Origin of the sequence: Kitasatospora sp. NPDC058046 (genome assembly GCF_042885595.1) — a bacterium.
GTDB lineage: Bacteria > Actinomycetota > Actinomycetes > Streptomycetales > Streptomycetaceae > Kitasatospora.
The window spans coordinates 38361-56819 of sequence record NZ_JBHVRS010000032.1; the positions used below are offsets into that span (position 1 = coordinate 38361).

Sequence of the window (18459 nt, forward strand, 5' to 3'; positions counted from 1 at the left end):
GGGCGGTGCGGCGCGCAGCGGGTTTCTCAGGCCCGGGAGTACGTCCGCCCCTTCCACGCCGAGCCCCGGCCGCGCCAGTGCTGTACGGCCGAGTCCACCGTCATCAGCAGGTACAGCCCCGCGGTGAACGGCAGCAGCAGCACGGCCGCGGCCGGCTGCCCGTAGTACCGGACCATCGGCAGGTACGTGCCCGCCATCAGCGCCCACGCCGCCCCACCCGCCGCGGCCACCGCCGGCGCGCCCGCCACCAGCCCGGCCACCGTCGCCACCGGCGGCACCAGGTACACCAGCGCCAGCCCCAGCACCGTCCCGAGCAGCAGCGCCGGCGAATGCCTGAGCTGGGCGTACGCGCTGCGCGACACCATCCGCCACAGCTGCTCCAGCCGCGGGTACGGACGCACGCTGTCCACGTCGTCGGCCAGACCCAGCCAGGTCCGGCCGCCGGTCGACTTCACCGCCCGGGCCAGCGACACGTCGTCGATCACCGCGCCGCGGATCGCCGCCACCCCGCCCGCCCGCTCCAGCGCCTCCCGCCGCACCAGCGAACAGCCGCCGGCCGCGGCCGCGGTCCGGGCACCCGGACGGTTGCTCCGGCGGAACGGGTACAGCTGGGCGAAGAAGTACACGAAGGCCGGCACGATCAGCCGCTCCCAGCCGGTCTCCACCCGCAGCCGGGCCATCTGGGACACCAGGTCCAGGCCGTTGCTCTCGGCGGCGGCCACCAGCTCGGCCAGCGAATCCGGGCCGTGCGCGATGTCGGCGTCCGTCAGCAGCAGGTACTCGGCGTCCGGACCGGCCAGCTCCACACCGTGCCGCAGCGCCCACAGCTTGCCGGTCCAGCCCGGCGGCAGCGGGGGAGGAGTGGTGACGGTGAGCTCCAGCCCGTCGATCGTCCGCAGCTCCGCCGCCAGCGCGCCGGTGTCGTCCGAACTGTGGTCGTCCACCAGGATCACCCGGGCCCGCCCCGGGTACTTCTGCGCCAGCAGCGTCGGCAGGCTCACCGGGACCACCGACGCCTCGTCCCGGGCCGGCACCACGACCGCCACCTGCGGCCAGCGGACCGGCGGGCGACGCGGCGGCAACCGAACGTCGGTGCGCCAGAACGAGCCGTGGCAGCACGCCAGCCAGAGCCAGACCAGCAGGGAGAACGCGGCGATCCACAGCAGGACGGTCACCCCGGCAGTCTGCCGCAGAACCGGGCCCGACGGGCGGATCGACTAAAGTCTTGAGCCGTGAAGATCGCACTGATGGACTCCGGAATCGGCCTGCTGGCCGCCGCCGCCGCCCTTCGGAAGCAGCGCCCGGACGTGGATCTGGTGCTCTCTTCCAACCCGGCCTCGATGCCGTGGGGGCCCCGTACGCCGGAAGAGGTCACTGAACTGGCCCTCGGCTGCTGCCGGGCCGCCGCCGCGCTCGAACCCGACGCGCTGGTGATCGCCTGCAACACCGCCTCCGTCCACGCGCTCGCCACCCTGCGGGCCGAGCTGGAGCCCGGGCTGCCGGTGGTCGGCACCGTCCCGGCGATCAAGCCCGCCGCCGTGCGGGGCGGCCGGGTCGCCATCTGGGCCACCCCGGCCACCACCGGCAGCGCGTACCAGCGCGGGCTGATCCGCGACTTCGGCGGTTCGGCGGACATCACCGAGGTCGCCTGCCCGGGCCTCGCGGACGCGGTCGAGCACGGCGACGACGAAGCCGTCACGGCTGCCATCGCCGACGCCGCCGCCCGGACGCCCGCCGGCACCGACGCCATCGTGCTCGGCTGCACCCACTACGAACTCGTCGACGACCGCATCCGCGCCGCCGTCGCCCCGACCGCCGCCCCGGGGCTCACCCTGCATGGCTCGGCCGACGCCGTCGCCGCCCAGGCCATCCGCCGCGTCGCCGACCCCACCCGCACCGGCTCCGGCACCCTCACCGTCCTCCACGCCGGCACCCCTGCCCACCTCCCCCCGGCCGCCGCCCTCTACCCCCAGGGCAACGCCCTCGCCACCCTCATCGGCTGACCGCGCGAGAAGTCGGCCCGGCCGACTTCCCACGCAGCCCGCTCCCTGAAGCCCTTCTGGTCGGTCGCACGGGAAGTCGACCCGGCCGACTTCTGGTGCAACGACTGCCCCGAACCGCCCCGCCTCCCCAGGGTGAGCGTCTGGTCGCCACGGCCTCTACGCGCATAGAGCCGCTGGGCATGGGATCCGGCCCGCCGACAGTCGGCGCACGGGAAGTCGATCTGGCCGACTTCTCGCGCAACGACCGCTTCGAGTGGCACCACCCCCCGACTCAAGCGGCCAATCGCCCCTGGCCTCTACGCGCATAGAGTCCCCGGATGCGGGCTCGTGCCCGGCTTGCTTGCAGGGGAAGTCGGCCCAGTCGACTTCCTGCGCCATGCCCGGATGCAACGGCTGGGCAGCCCGGCTCCTGGAGTCTGTTGGTCGCCAGCCCTGGGCTTGCTGGTGCACAGGAAGTCGGCCCGGCCGACTTTTCGCGGAGTCGCTGCTTCGAATCGCGCAGAAAGTCGGCCAGGCCGACTTCTCGCGCAGGGGACGCGCCTGGTGGTGGGCCACTCCTTCTTCGCGTGGCGAGCGGCCGGCCGTTGCGGCTTCTGTGTGAACGTGGCGGGGCGCGCCAGAAGTCGGGCGGGCCGACTTCTGGGGTGGGTTTGTGCCGGAAGTCGAGTGCGTGGAGTCGACTTTTTGCGGGGGCGGGGGTGGCATTCCGGGCGCCCGAAATGACTTGGCTGGGCGCGCGAGAAGTCGGCCTGGCCGACTTTTGGTGCGGGATTGGCTCGAGTGATTGGTTGCTTTGGGGATGGGCTGCCGGGGTGCGCGCCGCACAGGAAGTCGACCCGGCCGACTTCCTGTGCGGCGTGATGGCGCTCGTTGCTAGGCGACGGCCTGGCGGCGCCAGCGGCGGTAGGCGGGTTCGAGGCCGGAGAGGATGGTGTCGAAGCGGCGGGTGCTGGTGGTGGAGTCGACCTGGAGGCGGCTGATCTGGAGGGGATGGGAGGGGAGGCGGGGGCCCAGGCGGTGATCGGAGAGGAAGCCGAGTCGGTAGCCGAGCTCCTGCAGGACGGTTTCGGCGCGGACGTCGTGGCCGCCGTCCGGGTAGGCGAAGGCGATCGGCGGTTCGCCCAGCCAGCGGGTGAGGGCCTCGTGGGCGCCGGTGATCTCGGCGCGCACTGTGTCGTCGTCGCAGCGCCCGAGGCACGGGTGCCCCTGGGTGTGGTTGCCGATCGCGACGCCGCCGTCCCGCAGGGCGAGCAGGTCGGCGGGGGTCAGCTGCTCCTGGCGGGGCGGCCGGCGGTCGGCGCTGACCCGCAGTTCGTGCAGACTGCGCCGCCGGTCCGGGTCCGGCATGGCCTTGAGCCGCCGGAGCAGCTGGGACGGGTGTCCGCAGTCGAGCGAGCGGGCCCGGCCCCCGTGCCGGGCGAGGAAGTCGGCCTCGTGCCACCAGAACGGCCGTTCGGTGCCGATGAGCTCCGAGATGACGAACGCGGTGGCCGGAATGCCCCGGGCGTCGAGGGCGGGCAGGGCGTGGGTGAGGACGCTCCGGTCGGCGTCGTCGAAGGTGACCAGGACGCTCCGGGGCGGCAGCGGCCGCCGTTCGGTGACGGCCTGGAGGACCGCGCCGAGCGAGACCGGCGTGGCGAGCCGCTGGAGCCGGTCGAGCTGGGCGCCGAACGAGCGGTGGTCGGTCACCCCGTGGTACGCGAGCACCGCGAGCCGTTGGGCGGCCAGGGCCCGGAACAGCGGCTGAACGGGGGCGAACCGCAGCCATTCGCCCCGAGCGTCCTGCTGTTCCGTGTCGACGGCCGCCCGGTGACGGCCCCCGCCGTCCAGGTGCGTGCCGTGGCGGTGCTCCTCGCGCCGACGGTCGCCGTGCAGGAGATCGCCGCCGAGCTGATCGCCGTGCAGGTGGTCGCCGTGCGGACGGTCGGTGGGCCGGCCGGTGCCGTGCCGGTCCGCCGACCACCCGACGGTCAGGGGCAGCGCGCGCATGCGGGGTGCCGGCCGGGCGCGGGCCATGGAGATCGATGTACTGGACTGGGACTGCGGCACGGTTCCCCCTCGTTCGCCGAGCGGCGTGGCGGTACCGCCGGAGGACGGAGCCCGGCCTCCGACTCCAGGGGCGGCGGCTCCGCTCCTGGATATTCCTGTTCTCGGTGGGGGGTTCACACCCGTCCCTCGAACGGCTCCTGGATCACTCAATGCCATTGAGACCGCTGCACCGGACGGATGGTTGTACCGGGGGGACGAGGATTTTTCGTGGACTGATTGTGGAGCCGGAATGCACGCCCGGACGCCTCGGACACACTTCGCGGCGGGCCCGGCGTGCCGCTGACCAGCCCGGATCCCCCGGTTGCGCAGCGTGTCCGGACCTTCACTCCCTGCGGGCTGCCACCCGCGCCGCCCCGGGGTACCTTGGGCTCATGGCAGATGCGGACCGTGACCCCTTCCACCTCCACGGGGCCTCCCGGATGGCTCGCGCGTGCAGCGGCGGAGCCCTGGTCACCCACCAGGTCCCGCTGACGGTGGTGGGCCTGGCCTGCCTGGCGCTCGGCATCGTCGTGGCCGTGTTCGTGCCGGACAGTGACGGGCCGGCCTGGGCGATGGCGGTGGCCGGTTGTCTGGCCGCGGGCGTCCTGCTGCTCGGCCGGATCGCCTTCGGCGTGTTCCGCGACCGGCGCCGCGCCGCGCTCTGACGGCGCCCCGGCCGGCGTACCGGCCGTACGGTCGGCGGGTTCCGTCCGGGCGTTGCCCCCACCCGTAACGTCGATCGCTCTCGGAATTCCGAAACGGCCGATCGAGCGAAATTGGTCAGACCGACTGAATATCGTCCAGTCGGACAATCTCAGGCCCTCTTCTTTCACCATTCCCGGACGACAGCTTCATCCCGCCTCTACTGTGAAGGCGTTCTTCCGGCTCGAAGCGCCGTGGAGGTGGAGCGATGAGCGGTAGACCGGATCGCGCCGCGGCCGTCTCATGAGACGCGCCGGCGACCTCGCCGTCGCCGCCCTGGCCGCGGTCGTCGCACTGCCGCTGGCCCTGCTGATCGCCGTCCTGCTCCGCTGCGGCACCGGCGGCCCGGTCCTCCAGCGGCAGATCCGGACCGGCCGGCACGGCCGCGAGTTCCAGCTCCTGCGCTTCCGGACCGGAGGGGACGGCCGGCTCACCGCCCTGCTGCGGCAATCGGGCCTGGACGAGCTGCCGCGGCTGTGGAACGTGGCGCGCGGCGACATGGGGGTGATCGGGCCCCTGCCGGTCGGCCCGGACCAGGCGGCGCACTACTCCCGCCGGGAGCGCGGCCGGCTCGCCGTCCGGCCCGGCCTCACCGGCTGGGCCCAGCTGCAGGCCCTGAGCCGCGGCCGGACGCCCCGCCCGCTCAGCCGCCCCGAGTGGGCGGAGCTCGACCTCTGGTACGTCGAGCACCGTTCGTTCGGGCTCGACCTGCGCATCCTCGGCCTCACCGTGCTCGCCCTGCTGCGGCCCGACACCGGCCGGGCGCACCGGGTCGGTCCGGAGCCGCCCCGATAGGCTGCGGCCCATGGCCATTCCCCCCTTCCTCGCCGAGCTCCGCGCCATCGTGGGCACCCGCCCGCTCTGGCTGAGCGCCGTCGTCGCCGTCGTGCTGGACGACCGCGACCGGGTGCTGCTCGCCCGCCGGGCCGACGACGGCCGGTGGGCGCCGGTCGGCGGCATCCTCGACCCCGGGGAGCAGCCCGCCGACGGCGTGGTGCGCGAGTGCGAGGAGGAGACGGGGGTGGTGGTCGTGCCCGAGCTGCTCGCCTCCGTCACGGTCTCGCCGCAGGTCACGTACCCGAACGGCGATGTGACGCAGTACCTGGTGCTGACCTTCCGCTGCCGCGCGGTCGGCGGCGAGGCGCGGGTGAACGACGACGAGTCGCTGGACGTCGGCTGGTTCGGGCTGGACGAGCTGCCGCCGATGATCGAGAGCGAGCACGAGCGGCTGCGCCACGCGCTGGAGTGCGAGGGCCCGGCGGTCTTCACCTGGGAGGGCAAGGAGCGCCCCTGAGCCCGGGGGCGGGCCCATCACGGCCCGCCGCAGGTCCTCAACCACCCGCCCGCGCCGGTCAGCCCTTGTACTGCCGGTAGGCCTCCTCCGCCGCGTCCAGCACCGCGGCCAGGTCCCCGCCCGCCGTGGCGGTGGCGGTCGCGGCCACCGCGCCCTCGACGAACGGGGCGTTGGCGAACCGGACCGGGAAGGGCAGCCCGTGCTCGTCCGCGTCGGCCAGCAGCGCGCGGACGGTGGTGACCGCCCCGCCGAGGTCGGCGAGCACCACCACGCCGTGGCCCTGGTCCACCCGCCGGGTCGCGGCGGCCACCAGGACGGCGCTGATGCCCGGTCCGTCCGACGGGTCGCCGCCGGTCGCCGCGACCGGCGCGGGGGAGTCGGATCCGGTCAACGCGAGCGCGAGGGAGCGTACGGCGGTGGCCAGTTCCTGGCTGTGCGAGACCAGGACGATCCCGACCCGCCCGTGGGTGGTGGTCCGGGCGGGGGTCGGCCGGGGCAGCTGGGTGGGTGAGGGAGGCGTCCGGGGTGCCGGGGGATGGGCCGAGGGGGCGTCGGAGATGGGGATGACGTCGGCGCGGGTGCCGTCCCGGCGGCTCATCGGCTGCTCCCTCGAACGGGTCGGTCGGTGGATCGTTCTGGCAAGGCGCGCTCGGTCGAACCGGTTGTCCCGGTCGGTCAGGGCGGTGCGGCGGAGCGGCCCGGGCCCCGGTACCTCGCGGGCCGGGCCGGGGAAGCGGTCGTACGGCGCCCTGGCAGCACTCTGGCAGCTGCCCGCCGCCCCCGCCGGTCGGGACACGCCTCGACCCGTCCTCCGGCCGCGCCCGTCCCCGCTCGGAGGAGTCCTCGTCAACCCGCTGACCGGGGCCGGGCGGTGTGGCTAGGCTGGCCCAGGAACGCCGTCGGGAGGAGATCGGTCAGTGGGATCCAACAGCGGGACGGACACGGAGGTCAGCGTGGTGCAGCCGGATCTGGCGCCGAACGGGAAGCCCAGGGTGGACTTCACCGGGGCGGAGTGGCTGTGCAGCAGCCAGGGCGTCGGCGACGTGCAGATCGCCTTCGTGGACGGCTACATCGGGATGCGGGACGGCCGCCAGGAGGACGGGCCGGTCCTGGTCTTCACGCCGGGCGAGTGGCGGGCCTTCGTGCTCGGCGCCCGGGACGGCGAGTTCGACCTCACCTGAGCCGAGGCGCGCGGAGCCCGTCGGCGCCGAGCCGGCGCCCGGCACCACGGGAGCGGACCCCCGGTCGACGGGGGTCCGCTCCGTAGACGATCTTTCGGGTCCGAAACATCACAACTGATGATCCATTGAGCGTGCCCCGTCAGAATTTCTGTTGACTGTTAGACAAACGCAGCTCAGAGTAAGAGCACGGGCAGACGCCGTGCCCACCGCCCCCACGCGGCCAGACACGGCGCCTGCTGTGCGGCCCGGCAGTACTGCCAGGCCATCCTCCCAGTCATCCCCTGCGCACCGGGGTGCGTCGGCCGGTCCCGGCCCCGAGATGGGGCCGGCAGTCGCCGGGAGGTTGGCGCCGAAGCCGAGAGCGACTCGGATGACGGCACCGGTGCTCGGGACCCGCACGCCCCCACGCGGCGGCGTCCCGAGCAGATCCACGGGAGCGACGGGCCGGGGCCCCGCGGATCTGGCTTGTGAAACTTGGAACTGTTGGCTTGTGTGTTCGTGCTGTGTGCGACGACGAAGCTGGGTGCTCGGCGGTTCGGCACGACAAGTGCACAGTGAGGGAAACGCGTGTAGGGCCGCGTTGCGACATGCCGTCCCCCCGGAGGGTGAAACCCAGAACGGCTGTCGTGCTGAACCGAACGTAGCCCGGACGGTTGCTCAGAGTCAACATTGGTCTCTGAGCGTCGATCTCCCGGCCACCCCCCGGCGGTGCCCCACCCACCTCGCGAACGCGGTCTGCCGGACACGTACGATGTTCCCATGTCTTTTCTCCGCCGTCGCTCCGGACAGCCCGCCGGCCCGGACTTCGACGTGCTCGCGATGGACCCGGGCGACTGGCCCGGTGACTTCGGTGCGGCCATGATGACCGGCCCGGACGGCTCCTGCCAGGGGATTTTCCTGCGCTACGACCTGTTCGGCGGCAGAGGTCCGGCGATGTTCATCGGCAACCTCCCCGAGGGTTCGCCCGCCCGGGAGACCAGCGACGAGGTGCCCTTCGAGGTGCGGCAGCTGCTCGCGGCGCTGGAGAACGACGAGCCGGTCGAGTTCGTCTCGGCCGAGGACTTCCCGGTGATGCTCGGGGACGACCTGCTGATCGTGAAGAAGGTCAAGGTCAGCGAGGAGCGCGTGTTCTGCGCCCAGTTCGGCCGCAGCGACGGCGTCCTGGTCACCGTCGCGTCCTGGGACCGACCGATTTCGGACGACCTGTATCAGCTGCTGAAGCCGCTCCCCGCGGACATGTTCCAGCAGGGCTGATCCCGCCGGGGCCGGCCGGCTCCGCCCGGGGGTCGGACGCTGCTTGACGGTATCGATCAACGGTTCGTACAGTCGCGAACATGCCGTGCCGCCTTCCGCTGCTGACCCGTCGCAGGCATCTGGACCTGCGGCGCACCGCCAGCGCGGCGTGTCCGGGCCGCTGAGGGGGGATTCGTCCCCCGGCGGCGGGCGATCGGCCGGGTGTCCGGTCGGCGCCGGGACCAGGGGCGGGCCGTGAGCCGGCCTCCGGGGCCGCCGATCGCCACCGCGCGCCCGTACGGCGTGCCGCCCGCACCTGCCGAGCCCACGCTGCCGCCCGGAGGCACAGCATCATGACCACTCGCGCCGCCAACCGTTCGACCGCCGAGCGTTCGTCCGAGGACCACGCGTCCGACGACCGCCCCGCCGACAACCGTTCGCCCAGGAGCGCGTCCGCCGGACGCCGTTCGCGGACCGCCGCTCCGGCGGCGGGTTCCGAACCGACGGGTTCCGGCCATCTCGAATCCACCGGTTCCACACCCACAAGTTCGGCCCCCGGCGGCGCGGCACCCGACCGGAGCGCGGTCGAGACCGCCCTCGCCGGACTGCCCCGGGTGGTCGACCTGCTGGCCGCCCGCGCCGAGGAGCACGACCGCGACGCGACCTTCCCGTACCAGGGGATCGAGGCCGTCCACGAGGCGGGACTGCTCACCCTCACCGTCTCCGAGCGGTACGGCGGTCCGGGCGGAACGCTCGCCGACACCGTCCGGGTGCTGTCCCGACTCGGCCGCGGGGACGCCTCGGTGGCCGTGGTCACCGCCTTCACCCTGCTTCAGCACGCCGAGCAGGCCCGCCGGGCCGACTGGCCGACGGCCGGCTACCGGCGGCTGCTCACCGAGTCCCGGCGCGGCCCGGCGCTGGTCAACACGCTGCGGGCGGAGCCCGGTGCCGGGGCGGGCGAGCTGCCCGGCACGGTCGCCCGACGGGACGGCGACGGCTGGCTGCTGACGGGCCGGAAGACGTACTGCACCGGAGCCGAGGCGCTCGCCTGGATGGCGGTGACCGCGCGGACCGACGAGGAGGAGCCGCGGATCGGCACCTTCCTGGTCCGCGGCGAGAGCGAGGGCCTGGAGATCGACCCGACCTGGGACCAGCTCGGGCTGCGGGCCAGCGCCAGCCACGACGTGGTGCTGGACGGGGTCCGGGTGCCGGGCGACCTCGCGCTCGGCCTGACGAACGGTCGCCGGACGGCCCGTCAGAGTGCCGACGCCGACGCCGAGCTCTCGTCGGCCTGGCACGACCTGGCCCTCTCCGCCGTGGCGATCGGGGTCGCCCGGGCCGCCGAGGCGTGGCTGATCCGCTTCCTCAACCAGCGCACCCCGGCCAATCTGACCGAGCCGCTCGGCACCCTGCCCCGCTACCGGACCGCCCTCGGCGAGATCGAGGCCCAGCTGATCGGGGCCGAGGAACTGGTCGAGGGCCTGGCCTCCCGGGTGGACCGGGGCGACCAGGAGGCCGTCGCCCGGACCGGTCCGGCCCACCTGCTGGCCACCCGGGCCGCGACGGCGGTGGTCCAGCAGGCCGTCGCCCTCACCGGCAACCCCGGCCTGAGCCGACGTCACCCGCTGGAGCGCTACCTGCGGGACGTGCTCAGCAGCCGGGTGCACCTGGCCCCCGACGAGACCGTCCTGGAGGCCGCCGGCCGGGCCGCCCTGGAGCGGGGCGCCCGGCCGTAGGGCCCGTGGTCGAACTCCCGGGCCCGGCGGGTCCTGACGGCGGTCCGACGGGCCCCGGCGGTGGCTCAGCGGGTCCCGACCGCGGCGCGGACGGCCCGGCGGGCGAGCGCCGCGTCGTCGTAGAGCCGGCGGATCATGATCCGCTGCTCCTCGCCGGCGCCCGGCACGTCGTACAGCCGGATCTCCCGCATCAGCACCAGCACCAGGTTCACCAGGAACGCGTCCCGGGCCAGCGTGCCGCCGCTCTGGGCGAGTTGGCTGATCTGGCGGCGTGCCGCGGTGTCCCCGGACAGGACGCTCCAGAGCACCGCCAGGTCGTAGCCGGGCAGGTACCAGCCGGCCTGCTCCCAGTCGACCAGCACCGGTCCGGACGGCGCCAGCAGCATGTTGCTGAGCAGGGCGTCGCCGTGGCAGAGCTGGAGCGGGGTGCTGCCGAGGCCGTGCAGCAGGCCGCGGAGGTCGCCGGCGTCCCGGTCGGTGAGCTGGCCCACCGAGTGGTAGCGGGAGATCTCCAACTGGTAGTCCAGGCGCGGCTGGAAGACGTCGGTCGGCGGCCGCCACAGGTTCAGCGTGCGGACCGCGGTGAGCAGCGCCCGCACCTCGCCCGGGGTCGGCGCGTTGACCGGGTGGCGCTCGCGGGCCGCCGGGCGCCCCGGGACGCGCTCCATGACCAGCACGCACCGGTCGTGGTCGGCCGCCACCAGCCGGGGCAGCCGCACCGGCGGACGGTGCCGGACGAACGCCCGGTAGACCGCCACCTCGTGGTGGAAGTCGGCCACCAGCTGCTCGAAGTACTCACTCCGCACCGCCTGCGGCGCCAGGCACTTGGCGACCACCGGAGCCCGCCCGATGGTGCCCGCCACCAGGATGTGGCGGCTGCCCTCGCGCAGGACCTGGCGCGGGGTGAACGCGGGACATATCCGCGAGACGCCCGCGAGCGCCGCCCGGACCGCCGGGGTCTGGAGCGCCGACGGGTCGATCCGCTCCGGGCCGCCGCCGACGGGCAGGCCGGGCCGCCGGGCCCGCAGCACCTGGCCGTCGGCCTGCCGGGCCAGCGGCATCCGGCCGCCGCCCGGCAGGGCGGTCTCGGGGGCCCGCAGGCCCAGTGCGGTACGGCCGGCGGGGCCCAGCGCCGTACGGCCGGTCGGGACGACCCGGGTGTCCGTGGCCCGGCCCTCGGCGCCGCGCGGGACCGCGGGACGGCTCGCCGGGGGCACGGCCCTGGGGCCGGTGCGGCCGGCGGCTGCGGTGGGGGGGCGCAGCGCTGGGCGGGTCGCGGTGGGCGTGGGGGTCGTCGCTGAGGAGTACATGGGCTGAGGGAGGTCCCTTCCGGTCCGTCGGCGGGTGCTTGCCCCGCGGGGGCGGGGGAGGGCCGGTGCCGTGTGCTTCCTGGCGTGACGGCGGCCCTGCGGGTGGTGCGGTACGTCGTGCGGTGCGCCGCTCCGCGCGGTACCCCGTAGCGGTGCGGTCGGTGGTGCGCGGGCGCCGGGCACGGACGCGGGGTCAGGAACCCCTGGTCGGCGGTGCTCCGGCCGTCCGCACCCTGGGGAATGCGGTCGGCCGGACTGCCGTGGCCGTGCCCGGCGCTCCCGCGCCACCCGGCCGCGCCACCCCCTCGGGTGAGGACCGGGAGCGCCCCGTGCCACCGTCGGGGGACAGCCCCGACGCTGGTGGGACACCGCCCGACCCGGGGGGCGAGGTGGCGCACCCCTACAACACACCCGTCGGGCACTGGCTTAGTAGTCTGGCGGGCCCTGGCGAACGGTGGCGAATGCTCGCCCGGCACTTGCCCGAGCCTCTAGCCTCGGATCAGCCGAGGAACCTGGGGGCTTCGTTGAGCAGGGAACCCAACACCCGACTGGCCGACCTGTTCGTCCTGACCGGATGGTCGAAGGGCGAGCTGGCGCGGCTGGTCAACCGTCGGGGTGCCGCGATGGGGCAGCTGCAGCTGTCCACCGACACGTCGAGGGTACGGCGTTGGATCGAGCAGGGGGAGATCCCGCGCGATCCGGTGCCGAGGGTGCTGGCGGCCGTGTTCACGGAGCGGCTCGGCCGTGTCGTCACCACTGAGGACCTCGGTCTGGAACGACACCGGCCCACCAGGTCCGGAGCGGACGCGTCCGCAGCAGTGCCATGGTCGCCGGATCGAACAGCCGCGGTCCTCACCGAGTTCACGGGAATGGACCTCATGCTGAACCGACGTGGATTGGTGGGCGCCGGAGCCGCGCTCACGGCCGGGGCGGTCATCGCCGACTCGCTGAAGGGCTGGCTGGGCGGGGACGCGGTCGCGTACGCGGCCTCCGTCCCAGGGCCGCGACAGGCGGTCGCCGGGGGCGGAGCGCACCCGGCGGCGGACGTGTACGACGCGGGCCCGGTCGGGCTCGACGAGGTGGAGTCGCTGGAGCACTCGGTACAGGTGTTCCGGGCCTGGGACGCGGCCCGCGGCGGCGGGTTGCAGCGCAAGGCGGTGGTCGGTCAACTGAACGAGGTCGGCGGCCTGTTGACGCACCGGCACGCACCGGCGGTGGAGCAGCGGCTGTGGCTGGTCGCGGCCAACCTGGCGGTGCTGGCGGGCTGGATGTCGCACGACGTGGGGCTGGAGCCCACCGCCCAGAAGTACTTCATGATCGCGGCCGACGCGGCCAAGGAGGCCGGCGACCGGCCACGGGCCGGCGAGGCGATCTCCCGGGCCGCGCGGCAGATGGTGCACCTGGGCCGGGCCGACGAGGCGCTGGACCTGATGTCGGCGGCCAAGGCGGCCGGCGGACGGCTGCTGCCCAGAACGCGCGCCATGCTCAACACCGTCGAGGCGTGGGCGCACGCCTCGATCGGGCACTCCCAGGACACCTACCGGCTGCTCGGGGAGGCCGAGGACCTGTTCACCGAGGAGGCGCCGGAGCCACCGCCCTCGTGGATGCAGGTGTTCGACGAGGCCGAACTGCGCGGCATGCAGGCCCTGGTGCTGCGCACGCTCTCCGAGCACGACCCGGGGGCGGCCCCCGAGGCCCGTCGGCACGCGGAGCGGGTGATCACCCTGCGGGAGGGGACCGGGCAGCTGCGGTCGGCGCTGTTCGACCGGATCACCCTGGCCTCGGTGCACCTGCTCACCGGCGAGCCGGACGCGGCGCGGTTCCAGGCCAAGATGGTGATGAACCTGATCGGCCAGAACTCCTCGCACCGGACCTGGGACCGGCTGCGTGAGATGTACCGGCTGACCGCGCAGTACCGGGGGCTGCCCGTGGTGGACGAGCTGCGGGAGGAGCTGGGCCGGGCGCTGCGGGCGGCGGACGCCAAGAACCGGCGCCGGCTGACCTGACGGGCCCGCGGACGTACGGGCCCGGGCCGGGCCGTCGGGCGCGGTACAGCGGGGCGGGGGTTGCGGGCTCGGGGTGAGAGGGGCCGTGCGCTCAGTGCGGCGGGGCCGGGCGGAGCAGCATGCGCAGCGCGACGACCGTGCCGTCGGTGCCGAGGACGGGCTCGCCCGCGCACTCGACGCCGTCGTACCGCCCGTCGGGCCGGCGGACCCGCAGGGTGCCGGCGGCGCAGCGGCCGTGCACCAGGGCGTCGGTCATCATCCGCCGCAGCAGTGGCCGGTCCGCCTCGGGGAGGCGGTCGGGCAGCCGGTCGAGGCTGAGCGGGCCGTGGCCCGGCTCGCAACAGAGGAGGAGGTAGGCCTCCGGGCTCCACTGGATCCCGTCGGTCAGCAGGTCCCACTCGGCGGAGCCGATCGGGCCGTCGTCGGTGATCGCGTCGTGGTCGCCGCCGGCGCCGAGGTACGGGCCGGTCGGCTCCTGGGCCGTGCCGTCCACTCTGCCGTCCGTTCCGCTGTCGGCGTCGCCCGTGCCGTCGCCCGTGCCGTGTCCGCCCGGGCCGCCGGCGCCGACCGTGACGCCGTTCGCCGTGCCGCTCCCGGCGCTCGCCGTACCGCCCCCGCCCGCCGGGGCGCCGTCCACGTGGGCGGCTCCCGGCGGGCGGGTGGCGCCTAATGGCATGTTCATGGCGGACCTATCGCTCGGTACACGGCCCGCGGTGTGCGGGCCGTTCGGACAGTGAGAAGACTGTCGCACAGCGTTGTCACCCCTGTGGGTGATTTCGACAGAACGCGGGCAAAATTTCCGCTGGCATATGCCACTGTGGCCGGAGCCGTCGTCGCCCTGTGTGCGGACGGGGGCCCGAGGCGGTAACCTTCGGTGATTCCGGCGCCCGGGCGCCCACCGCAGTACCGACCAGAGACCCCGGCGACGGAAATCCCGTTGCCACTCCGACCGCCGCAACGGATGCTGACCTCATGTTCGAGCCAGTGATAGCACCCAGTGCCAGCCTCCTAGGCCTCCTTCAGCGAGGCCGTGGTGACGGGCAGCTCCACGCGCTGGCCGCCGACCGTGCCGAGGCCATCGCCGCGCTGGAGGAGTGCGTCACCAGGGACCCGCGAGCCGACTGGCAGGTCGAGAGCCGCTCCCTCTACTACGCGCGCATCTACATGGACCTGGAAGCCCCCCTCGAGGGCATCGAGGACCACCTCCACTCCGCCGAGGACCTGGTCACCGACGACGAGAGCCGCACCGGCCTCGCCCTTTCCGTCCTGGGCCACCTCGCCGCGTACGGCCGGCGCGACGCGCTGCTGATGCTGCGCGAGTACGCCGCCACCGGCGCCAACTGGGCGTGGGCCCTCGACGAGCTGGCCCTGCGCGACGACGACCGCGGCCTGCTGCTGCTCGGCACCGCCGTACTGGACCACTTCGAGCCGGGCCCCGAGGGCGACGCCGAGCTGCGCGAGTTCATCCGCAACGCGTACGAGCCCCGGCCCTGGCGGCTATGGGCGGCCTACCACCCCAGAGTGGCGGCGGCCAGCGAGCAGTCACCCTTCGACCTGTGGCAGCGCCAGATCAACCGCAGCGGGGTCACCCCCGGCTGGTCCACCGCCGACGTGCTGGCCTGGGCCGACCAGGGCGAGCTCGGCGGCCTCGGCGCCGGCGCCTTCCTCGGCCGGCCCGACGCCCGCCCGGAGCCCGCGCGCGGCCCCGACTCGCCGTCCGGCCCCGACGCGGTGGACCGCCGCGCCGCCGCGGCCGCCCGCTGCCTGACCGCCGTGGTCCGGCCGGAGGACCGCCCGCTGCTGCTGGAAGCGGCCCGCGACGGCCTGCCCGGCGCCCGCCGGGCCGCCCTGCGCCACCTGGTGGAACAGCGCGACCCGGCCGCCGTCGAACTGATCGAGGCCGCCGCCGCGGACGTGGACGACCGGATCGTCCGGGCCGCCCTGGAGCTGCTCGGCCGGATGCGCGGCCCCGAGGTGCTGACGCACGCGCGCCGCTGGGCCGACCCGGCCAGCGGCGGCGCCGACAGCGCGCTCGGCGAGGCCGCCGTCCAGCTGCTCGCCGACGCCGGGGAGCCGGCCGACGCGCCGCTGGTGGTGGCCGGGCTGCGCCGCTGGATCTCCGTGCGCGGGGTCAGCGGTACCGGGCTCGGGTCGCTGGTCGACGGTGCGGGGCGGCTGGCCGCCGCCGACGCCGTCCCGGTCCTGCGCCACGTCTACGGGGAGGCCGCCTCCTCCGAGCTGCGCGGACGCGCCGCCCAGGCGCTGGCCGCGACCGACGTGCACTTTCCCGAGGGGCCCGCCGTCGAGTGCCTCTGGGACTGCGAGGAGTCCACGCGTGAGCTCGCCGCGCGCCATGTCGCCACCACGGGCGACGCGCGTGTGCTGGAGCGGTTGCGCAGGCTCGCCGCCGACCCGGCCGAGGAGGCCGAGGTCCACGCCGCCGTACGCGGCCGGCTGACCGCCGCCCGGGAGTTCGGGCGTTAGGGTCCACAACGTTCGGTGGGCCGGGACACCGTGTCGGTGTCCCGGCCCACTCGTTTCCGCGGGTCCTGGTTTGTGGAACCCGGTTCTACTTCACCGCGCCCGCGTCCGGAGTCAGGACGCCGCCGACAACCAGTCCGATGATCAGAACGCCGAGCAGCACCCGGTAGACGACGAACGGCAGGAAGCTGTGCGTCGAGATGTACTTCAGGAACCAGGCGATCGCCGCGTAGCCGACCAGGAAGGCGATCGCGGTGGCCAGGATGGTCGGCCCCCAGGCCGGGGCCGGTCCCTCGCCGATCTTGAACAGCTCCAGCGCCCCGGAGGCGAGCACCGCCGGGATGGCGAGCAGGAACGAGTAGCGGGCCGCCGCCTCCCGGCTGTAGCCGAGCAGCAGACCCGCGCTGATCGTGCCGCCGGAACGGGAGACGCCCGGGATCAGCGCCAGTGCCTGGGCGAAGCCGTAGACACCCGCGTGCGGCAGCGTGAGGTCGGTGATCGGACGGGCGTGGCGGACGGCCCGGGTGCGGTCGGCGAAGGCCAGGATCAGGCCGAAGACGATCAGCGTGGTGCCGATGATCCGCAGGTCGCGCAGGTGGGTCTCGATGGTGTCCTGGAACAGCTTGCCCAGGATGCCGATCGGCAGGGTGCCGATGATCACGAACCAGCCCATCCGCGCGTCCGGGTCCGAGCGCAGCGCCGGCCGGAACAGGGACAGTGCCCAGGTCTTGATGATCGAGGCGATGTCCCGGCGGAAGTAGATCAGCACCGCCGTCTCGGTGCCGAGCTGGGTGACGGCCGTGAAGGCCGCACCCGGGTCGTCCCAGCCGAGCAGGGCCGAGAAGACCCGCAGGTGGGCGCTGGAGGAGACCGGCAGGAACTCGGTGAGCCCCTGGATCAGGCCGAGGACGGCCCCGTGGAACCAATCGATCACCGGGCACCCGCCGGGGGTATCCGTCGGGCGAGGGGCAGGGGCGGCATGGGCGGGTCCTTGCGGGTCGGATGGGCGTGCGGGACCACCGTGACCCGCCCGGCCCGCGGGCCGCGCGCGAGCCCGGCGCGCGGCTGATGGTACGGGGTGAAAGTGACAGTTCTTTGTTCACCCTTTGTTCCGGCTTTGCGCACAGGGCCCTTGCCGCTCCGGCGACAGCCGGGAGCTACAGCACCGGCCGCGCCCGGACCCAGGTGCGGTCCGCCGTCAGGTAGCGCTCGACCACCAGACCGGCCTCCGCGAGCGCCCGCTCGAACGCCTCGGTGCTGAGCGGTCGGGACAGGAAGGTCTGGGTCCAGGTGCCGTCCGGGAAGACGTACTCGAACCGCACGGAGTTGACGCCGTCGCCGACCGGCGTGGTGGAGACCAGCCGGGCCCGCCCGTCCGGGCCGATCGGGCTCTCCCTCGGCACGTTCCGGTGCCAGTCCTCGCCCTCGCGCTGCACCAGCACGCAGCCGTCCTCGGCGACGTGCCGGCGGCAGGTCTCCAGCAGGCCCCGGCGGACCGTCACGTCACCGGCGTGCACCAGGAAGGAGGCGAGCATGACGACGTCGAAGCGCTCGCCGAGGTCCAGTCCCTCGATCGGGCTGCGCACCGTGCGGACGTCCGGGCGGACCCGGGCCAGCATGTCGGCGGACTCGTCCACGGCCGTCACGGTGAAGCCGCGGTCGGTCAGCGGGTGCGTCATCCGGCCCACGCCGCAGCCGAGTTCGAGGATGTGCGCGCCGGGCGGCACCGCCGCCTCGATCACGTCCGGGGCGTCGCCCGCGGGGAGGCGGGTCCACACTTCGACGGCGCAGCCGTCCGGGGTGATCGCACCCTCGCCCGTCCCGTCGTAGCCATCGCGTCGTTCGTCTGCCATGCCGTTCATCGGAACACGGACGGGTGGGCGGGGAAAGAGGGCGTCGGCGGGTCCGCGTGGGCCGCGGCGCGTTCGGGGTCGGTCTACCGGGGGCCGACCTCCAGGTCGGCCAGGGTCGCGTGCAGCCAGGCGAGTTCGGCCTCGGTGGTGGCGCGGGCGACGAGCAGCAGGCCGCGCCGGAAGGGGTCGTCGAACTCCTCGGCGCCGATCGGGCGGTCGCCCTCGTAGAAGAAGCTGGCCGGCTCGGCGAGGAAGGCCAGTCGGCGGCGGAGCACGGCGGCCTGGGCGGCGGGGTCGGCGAGGTGCCGCAGGAAGGCGAGCAGGGTGAACCAGCGGTTCTCGTCGCTGACGTCGAGCGGTTCGGGCTCGCGCAGCCGGTCGAGCAGCGCGGCGCGGCCGGCCCCGGTGAGGTGCAGGGTGTGCCGGGGCGCGGCGGCGCTCCCCGGCTCGGTCTCGCGGACCAGCAGGCCGTCGGCCTCCAGACGCTTGATCGCGGGGTAGAGCGTGCCGTCGCTGATCGGTCGGACGTGCCCGGTGAGCGCGGCGAGGTGGCGGCGCAGCTCGTAGCCGTGCAGGGGGCGGTCGTACAGGAATCCGAGGATGGCGAGCTTCAGCATGGGGCCACTCTCTCA

At 74.4% G+C, this 18459-nt stretch carries 18 protein-coding genes; 10 read left to right on the forward strand and 8 right to left on the reverse strand.

Annotation, left to right across the window (positions count from 1 at the left end):
- Positions 1–26: 26 nt before the first annotated feature.
- A complete protein-coding gene (locus ACFVU7_RS40325) occupies positions 27–1175 on the reverse strand; it encodes a glycosyltransferase (RefSeq protein WP_049658710.1) in 1149 nt (382 codons plus the stop codon).
- 57 nt (positions 1176–1232) lie between these two features.
- Between ACFVU7_RS40325 and ACFVU7_RS40330 the strand changes: the two genes are divergently transcribed.
- On the forward strand, positions 1233–2003 hold the full coding sequence (locus ACFVU7_RS40330; protein ID WP_380739856.1) for a glutamate racemase: 771 nt from the start codon (positions 1233–1235) through the stop codon (positions 2001–2003).
- A gap of 873 nt (positions 2004–2876) precedes the next feature.
- On the opposite strand, the gene ACFVU7_RS40335 is transcribed toward ACFVU7_RS40330, so the two are convergent.
- Positions 2877–4052, reverse strand: coding sequence for a polysaccharide deacetylase family protein (locus ACFVU7_RS40335; RefSeq protein ID WP_375876693.1), 1176 nt, complete (start codon positions 4050–4052; stop codon positions 2877–2879).
- A gap of 371 nt (positions 4053–4423) precedes the next feature.
- On the opposite strand from ACFVU7_RS40335, the gene ACFVU7_RS40340 reads away from it, so the two are divergent.
- From ACFVU7_RS40340 to ACFVU7_RS40350, 3 genes are all read left to right on the forward strand, one after another.
- A complete protein-coding gene (locus ACFVU7_RS40340) occupies positions 4424–4696 on the forward strand; it encodes a hypothetical protein (protein WP_143204765.1) in 273 nt (90 codons plus the stop codon).
- A gap of 280 nt (positions 4697–4976) precedes the next feature.
- On the forward strand, positions 4977–5528 hold the full coding sequence (locus ACFVU7_RS40345; RefSeq protein WP_049656058.1) for a sugar transferase: 552 nt from the start codon (positions 4977–4979) through the stop codon (positions 5526–5528).
- 10 nt (positions 5529–5538) lie between these two features.
- Positions 5539–6027 carry an NUDIX domain-containing protein gene (locus ACFVU7_RS40350; RefSeq protein ID WP_049656056.1) on the forward strand — a complete coding sequence of 163 codons (489 nt, stop codon included), beginning with the start codon at positions 5539–5541 and terminating at the stop codon, positions 6025–6027.
- Positions 6028–6085: 58 nt separating this feature from the next.
- Here the strand turns inward: ACFVU7_RS40350 and ACFVU7_RS40355 are convergent, their stop codons facing one another.
- Positions 6086–6625, reverse strand: a complete 540-nt coding sequence (locus ACFVU7_RS40355; protein WP_388051182.1) for a PTS-dependent dihydroxyacetone kinase phosphotransferase subunit DhaM — start codon at positions 6623–6625, stop codon at positions 6086–6088.
- 355 nt (positions 6626–6980) lie between these two features.
- On the opposite strand from ACFVU7_RS40355, the gene ACFVU7_RS40360 reads away from it, so the two are divergent.
- The 4 genes from ACFVU7_RS40360 (at position 6981) to ACFVU7_RS40375 (ending at position 10177) form a co-directional block, all read left to right on the forward strand.
- Positions 6981–7208, forward strand: a complete 228-nt coding sequence (locus tag ACFVU7_RS40360; protein WP_234348556.1) for a DUF397 domain-containing protein — start codon at positions 6981–6983, stop codon at positions 7206–7208.
- A 759-nt stretch (positions 7209–7967) separates the two neighbouring features.
- Entirely contained in the window at positions 7968–8462 is a 495-nt protein-coding gene (locus tag ACFVU7_RS40365; RefSeq protein ID WP_388051185.1) for a hypothetical protein, read from the forward strand.
- Positions 8463–8542: 80 nt separating this feature from the next.
- Positions 8543–8626, forward strand: a complete 84-nt coding sequence (locus ACFVU7_RS40370; protein WP_350526312.1) for a putative leader peptide — start codon at positions 8543–8545, stop codon at positions 8624–8626.
- 168 nt (positions 8627–8794) lie between these two features.
- Positions 8795–10177, forward strand: a complete 1383-nt coding sequence (locus tag ACFVU7_RS40375) for an acyl-CoA dehydrogenase family protein (RefSeq protein WP_082345991.1) — start codon at positions 8795–8797, stop codon at positions 10175–10177.
- Positions 10178–10242: 65 nt separating this feature from the next.
- On the opposite strand, the gene ACFVU7_RS40380 is transcribed toward ACFVU7_RS40375, so the two are convergent.
- Positions 10243–11487, reverse strand: coding sequence for a phosphotransferase (locus ACFVU7_RS40380; protein ID WP_338016391.1), 1245 nt, complete (start codon positions 11485–11487; stop codon positions 10243–10245).
- Positions 11488–12011: 524 nt separating this feature from the next.
- Between ACFVU7_RS40380 and ACFVU7_RS40385 the strand changes: the two genes are divergently transcribed.
- The gene (locus ACFVU7_RS40385; RefSeq protein ID WP_049660292.1) at positions 12012–13493 is read left to right on the forward strand and encodes a hypothetical protein; all 1482 of its coding nucleotides are present in this window, start codon (positions 12012–12014) and stop codon (positions 13491–13493) included.
- A gap of 91 nt (positions 13494–13584) precedes the next feature.
- On the opposite strand, the gene ACFVU7_RS40390 is transcribed toward ACFVU7_RS40385, so the two are convergent.
- Positions 13585–14175 (reverse strand): hypothetical protein, encoded by a 591-nt coding sequence (locus tag ACFVU7_RS40390; protein WP_388051188.1) that lies wholly within the window; start codon positions 14173–14175, stop codon positions 13585–13587.
- Between the two features lie 290 nt (positions 14176–14465).
- Between ACFVU7_RS40390 and ACFVU7_RS40395 the strand changes: the two genes are divergently transcribed.
- Positions 14466–15977 (forward strand): HEAT repeat domain-containing protein, encoded by a 1512-nt coding sequence (locus tag ACFVU7_RS40395; protein ID WP_074006359.1) that lies wholly within the window; start codon positions 14466–14468, stop codon positions 15975–15977.
- Between the two features lie 85 nt (positions 15978–16062).
- Here ACFVU7_RS40395 and ACFVU7_RS40400 read toward each other — a convergent pair whose 3' ends face one another.
- The 3 genes from ACFVU7_RS40400 to ACFVU7_RS40410 form a co-directional block, all read right to left on the reverse strand.
- Positions 16063–16905 (reverse strand): undecaprenyl-diphosphate phosphatase, encoded by an 843-nt coding sequence (locus ACFVU7_RS40400; RefSeq protein WP_375876712.1) that lies wholly within the window; start codon positions 16903–16905, stop codon positions 16063–16065.
- Between the two features lie 226 nt (positions 16906–17131).
- Positions 17132–17827 (reverse strand): class I SAM-dependent methyltransferase, encoded by a 696-nt coding sequence (locus ACFVU7_RS40405; protein ID WP_388051190.1) that lies wholly within the window; start codon positions 17825–17827, stop codon positions 17132–17134.
- Positions 17828–17910: 83 nt separating this feature from the next.
- On the reverse strand, positions 17911–18444 hold the full coding sequence (locus tag ACFVU7_RS40410) for a PadR family transcriptional regulator (protein ID WP_388051192.1): 534 nt from the start codon (positions 18442–18444) through the stop codon (positions 17911–17913).
- Positions 18445–18459 lie beyond the last annotated feature (15 nt).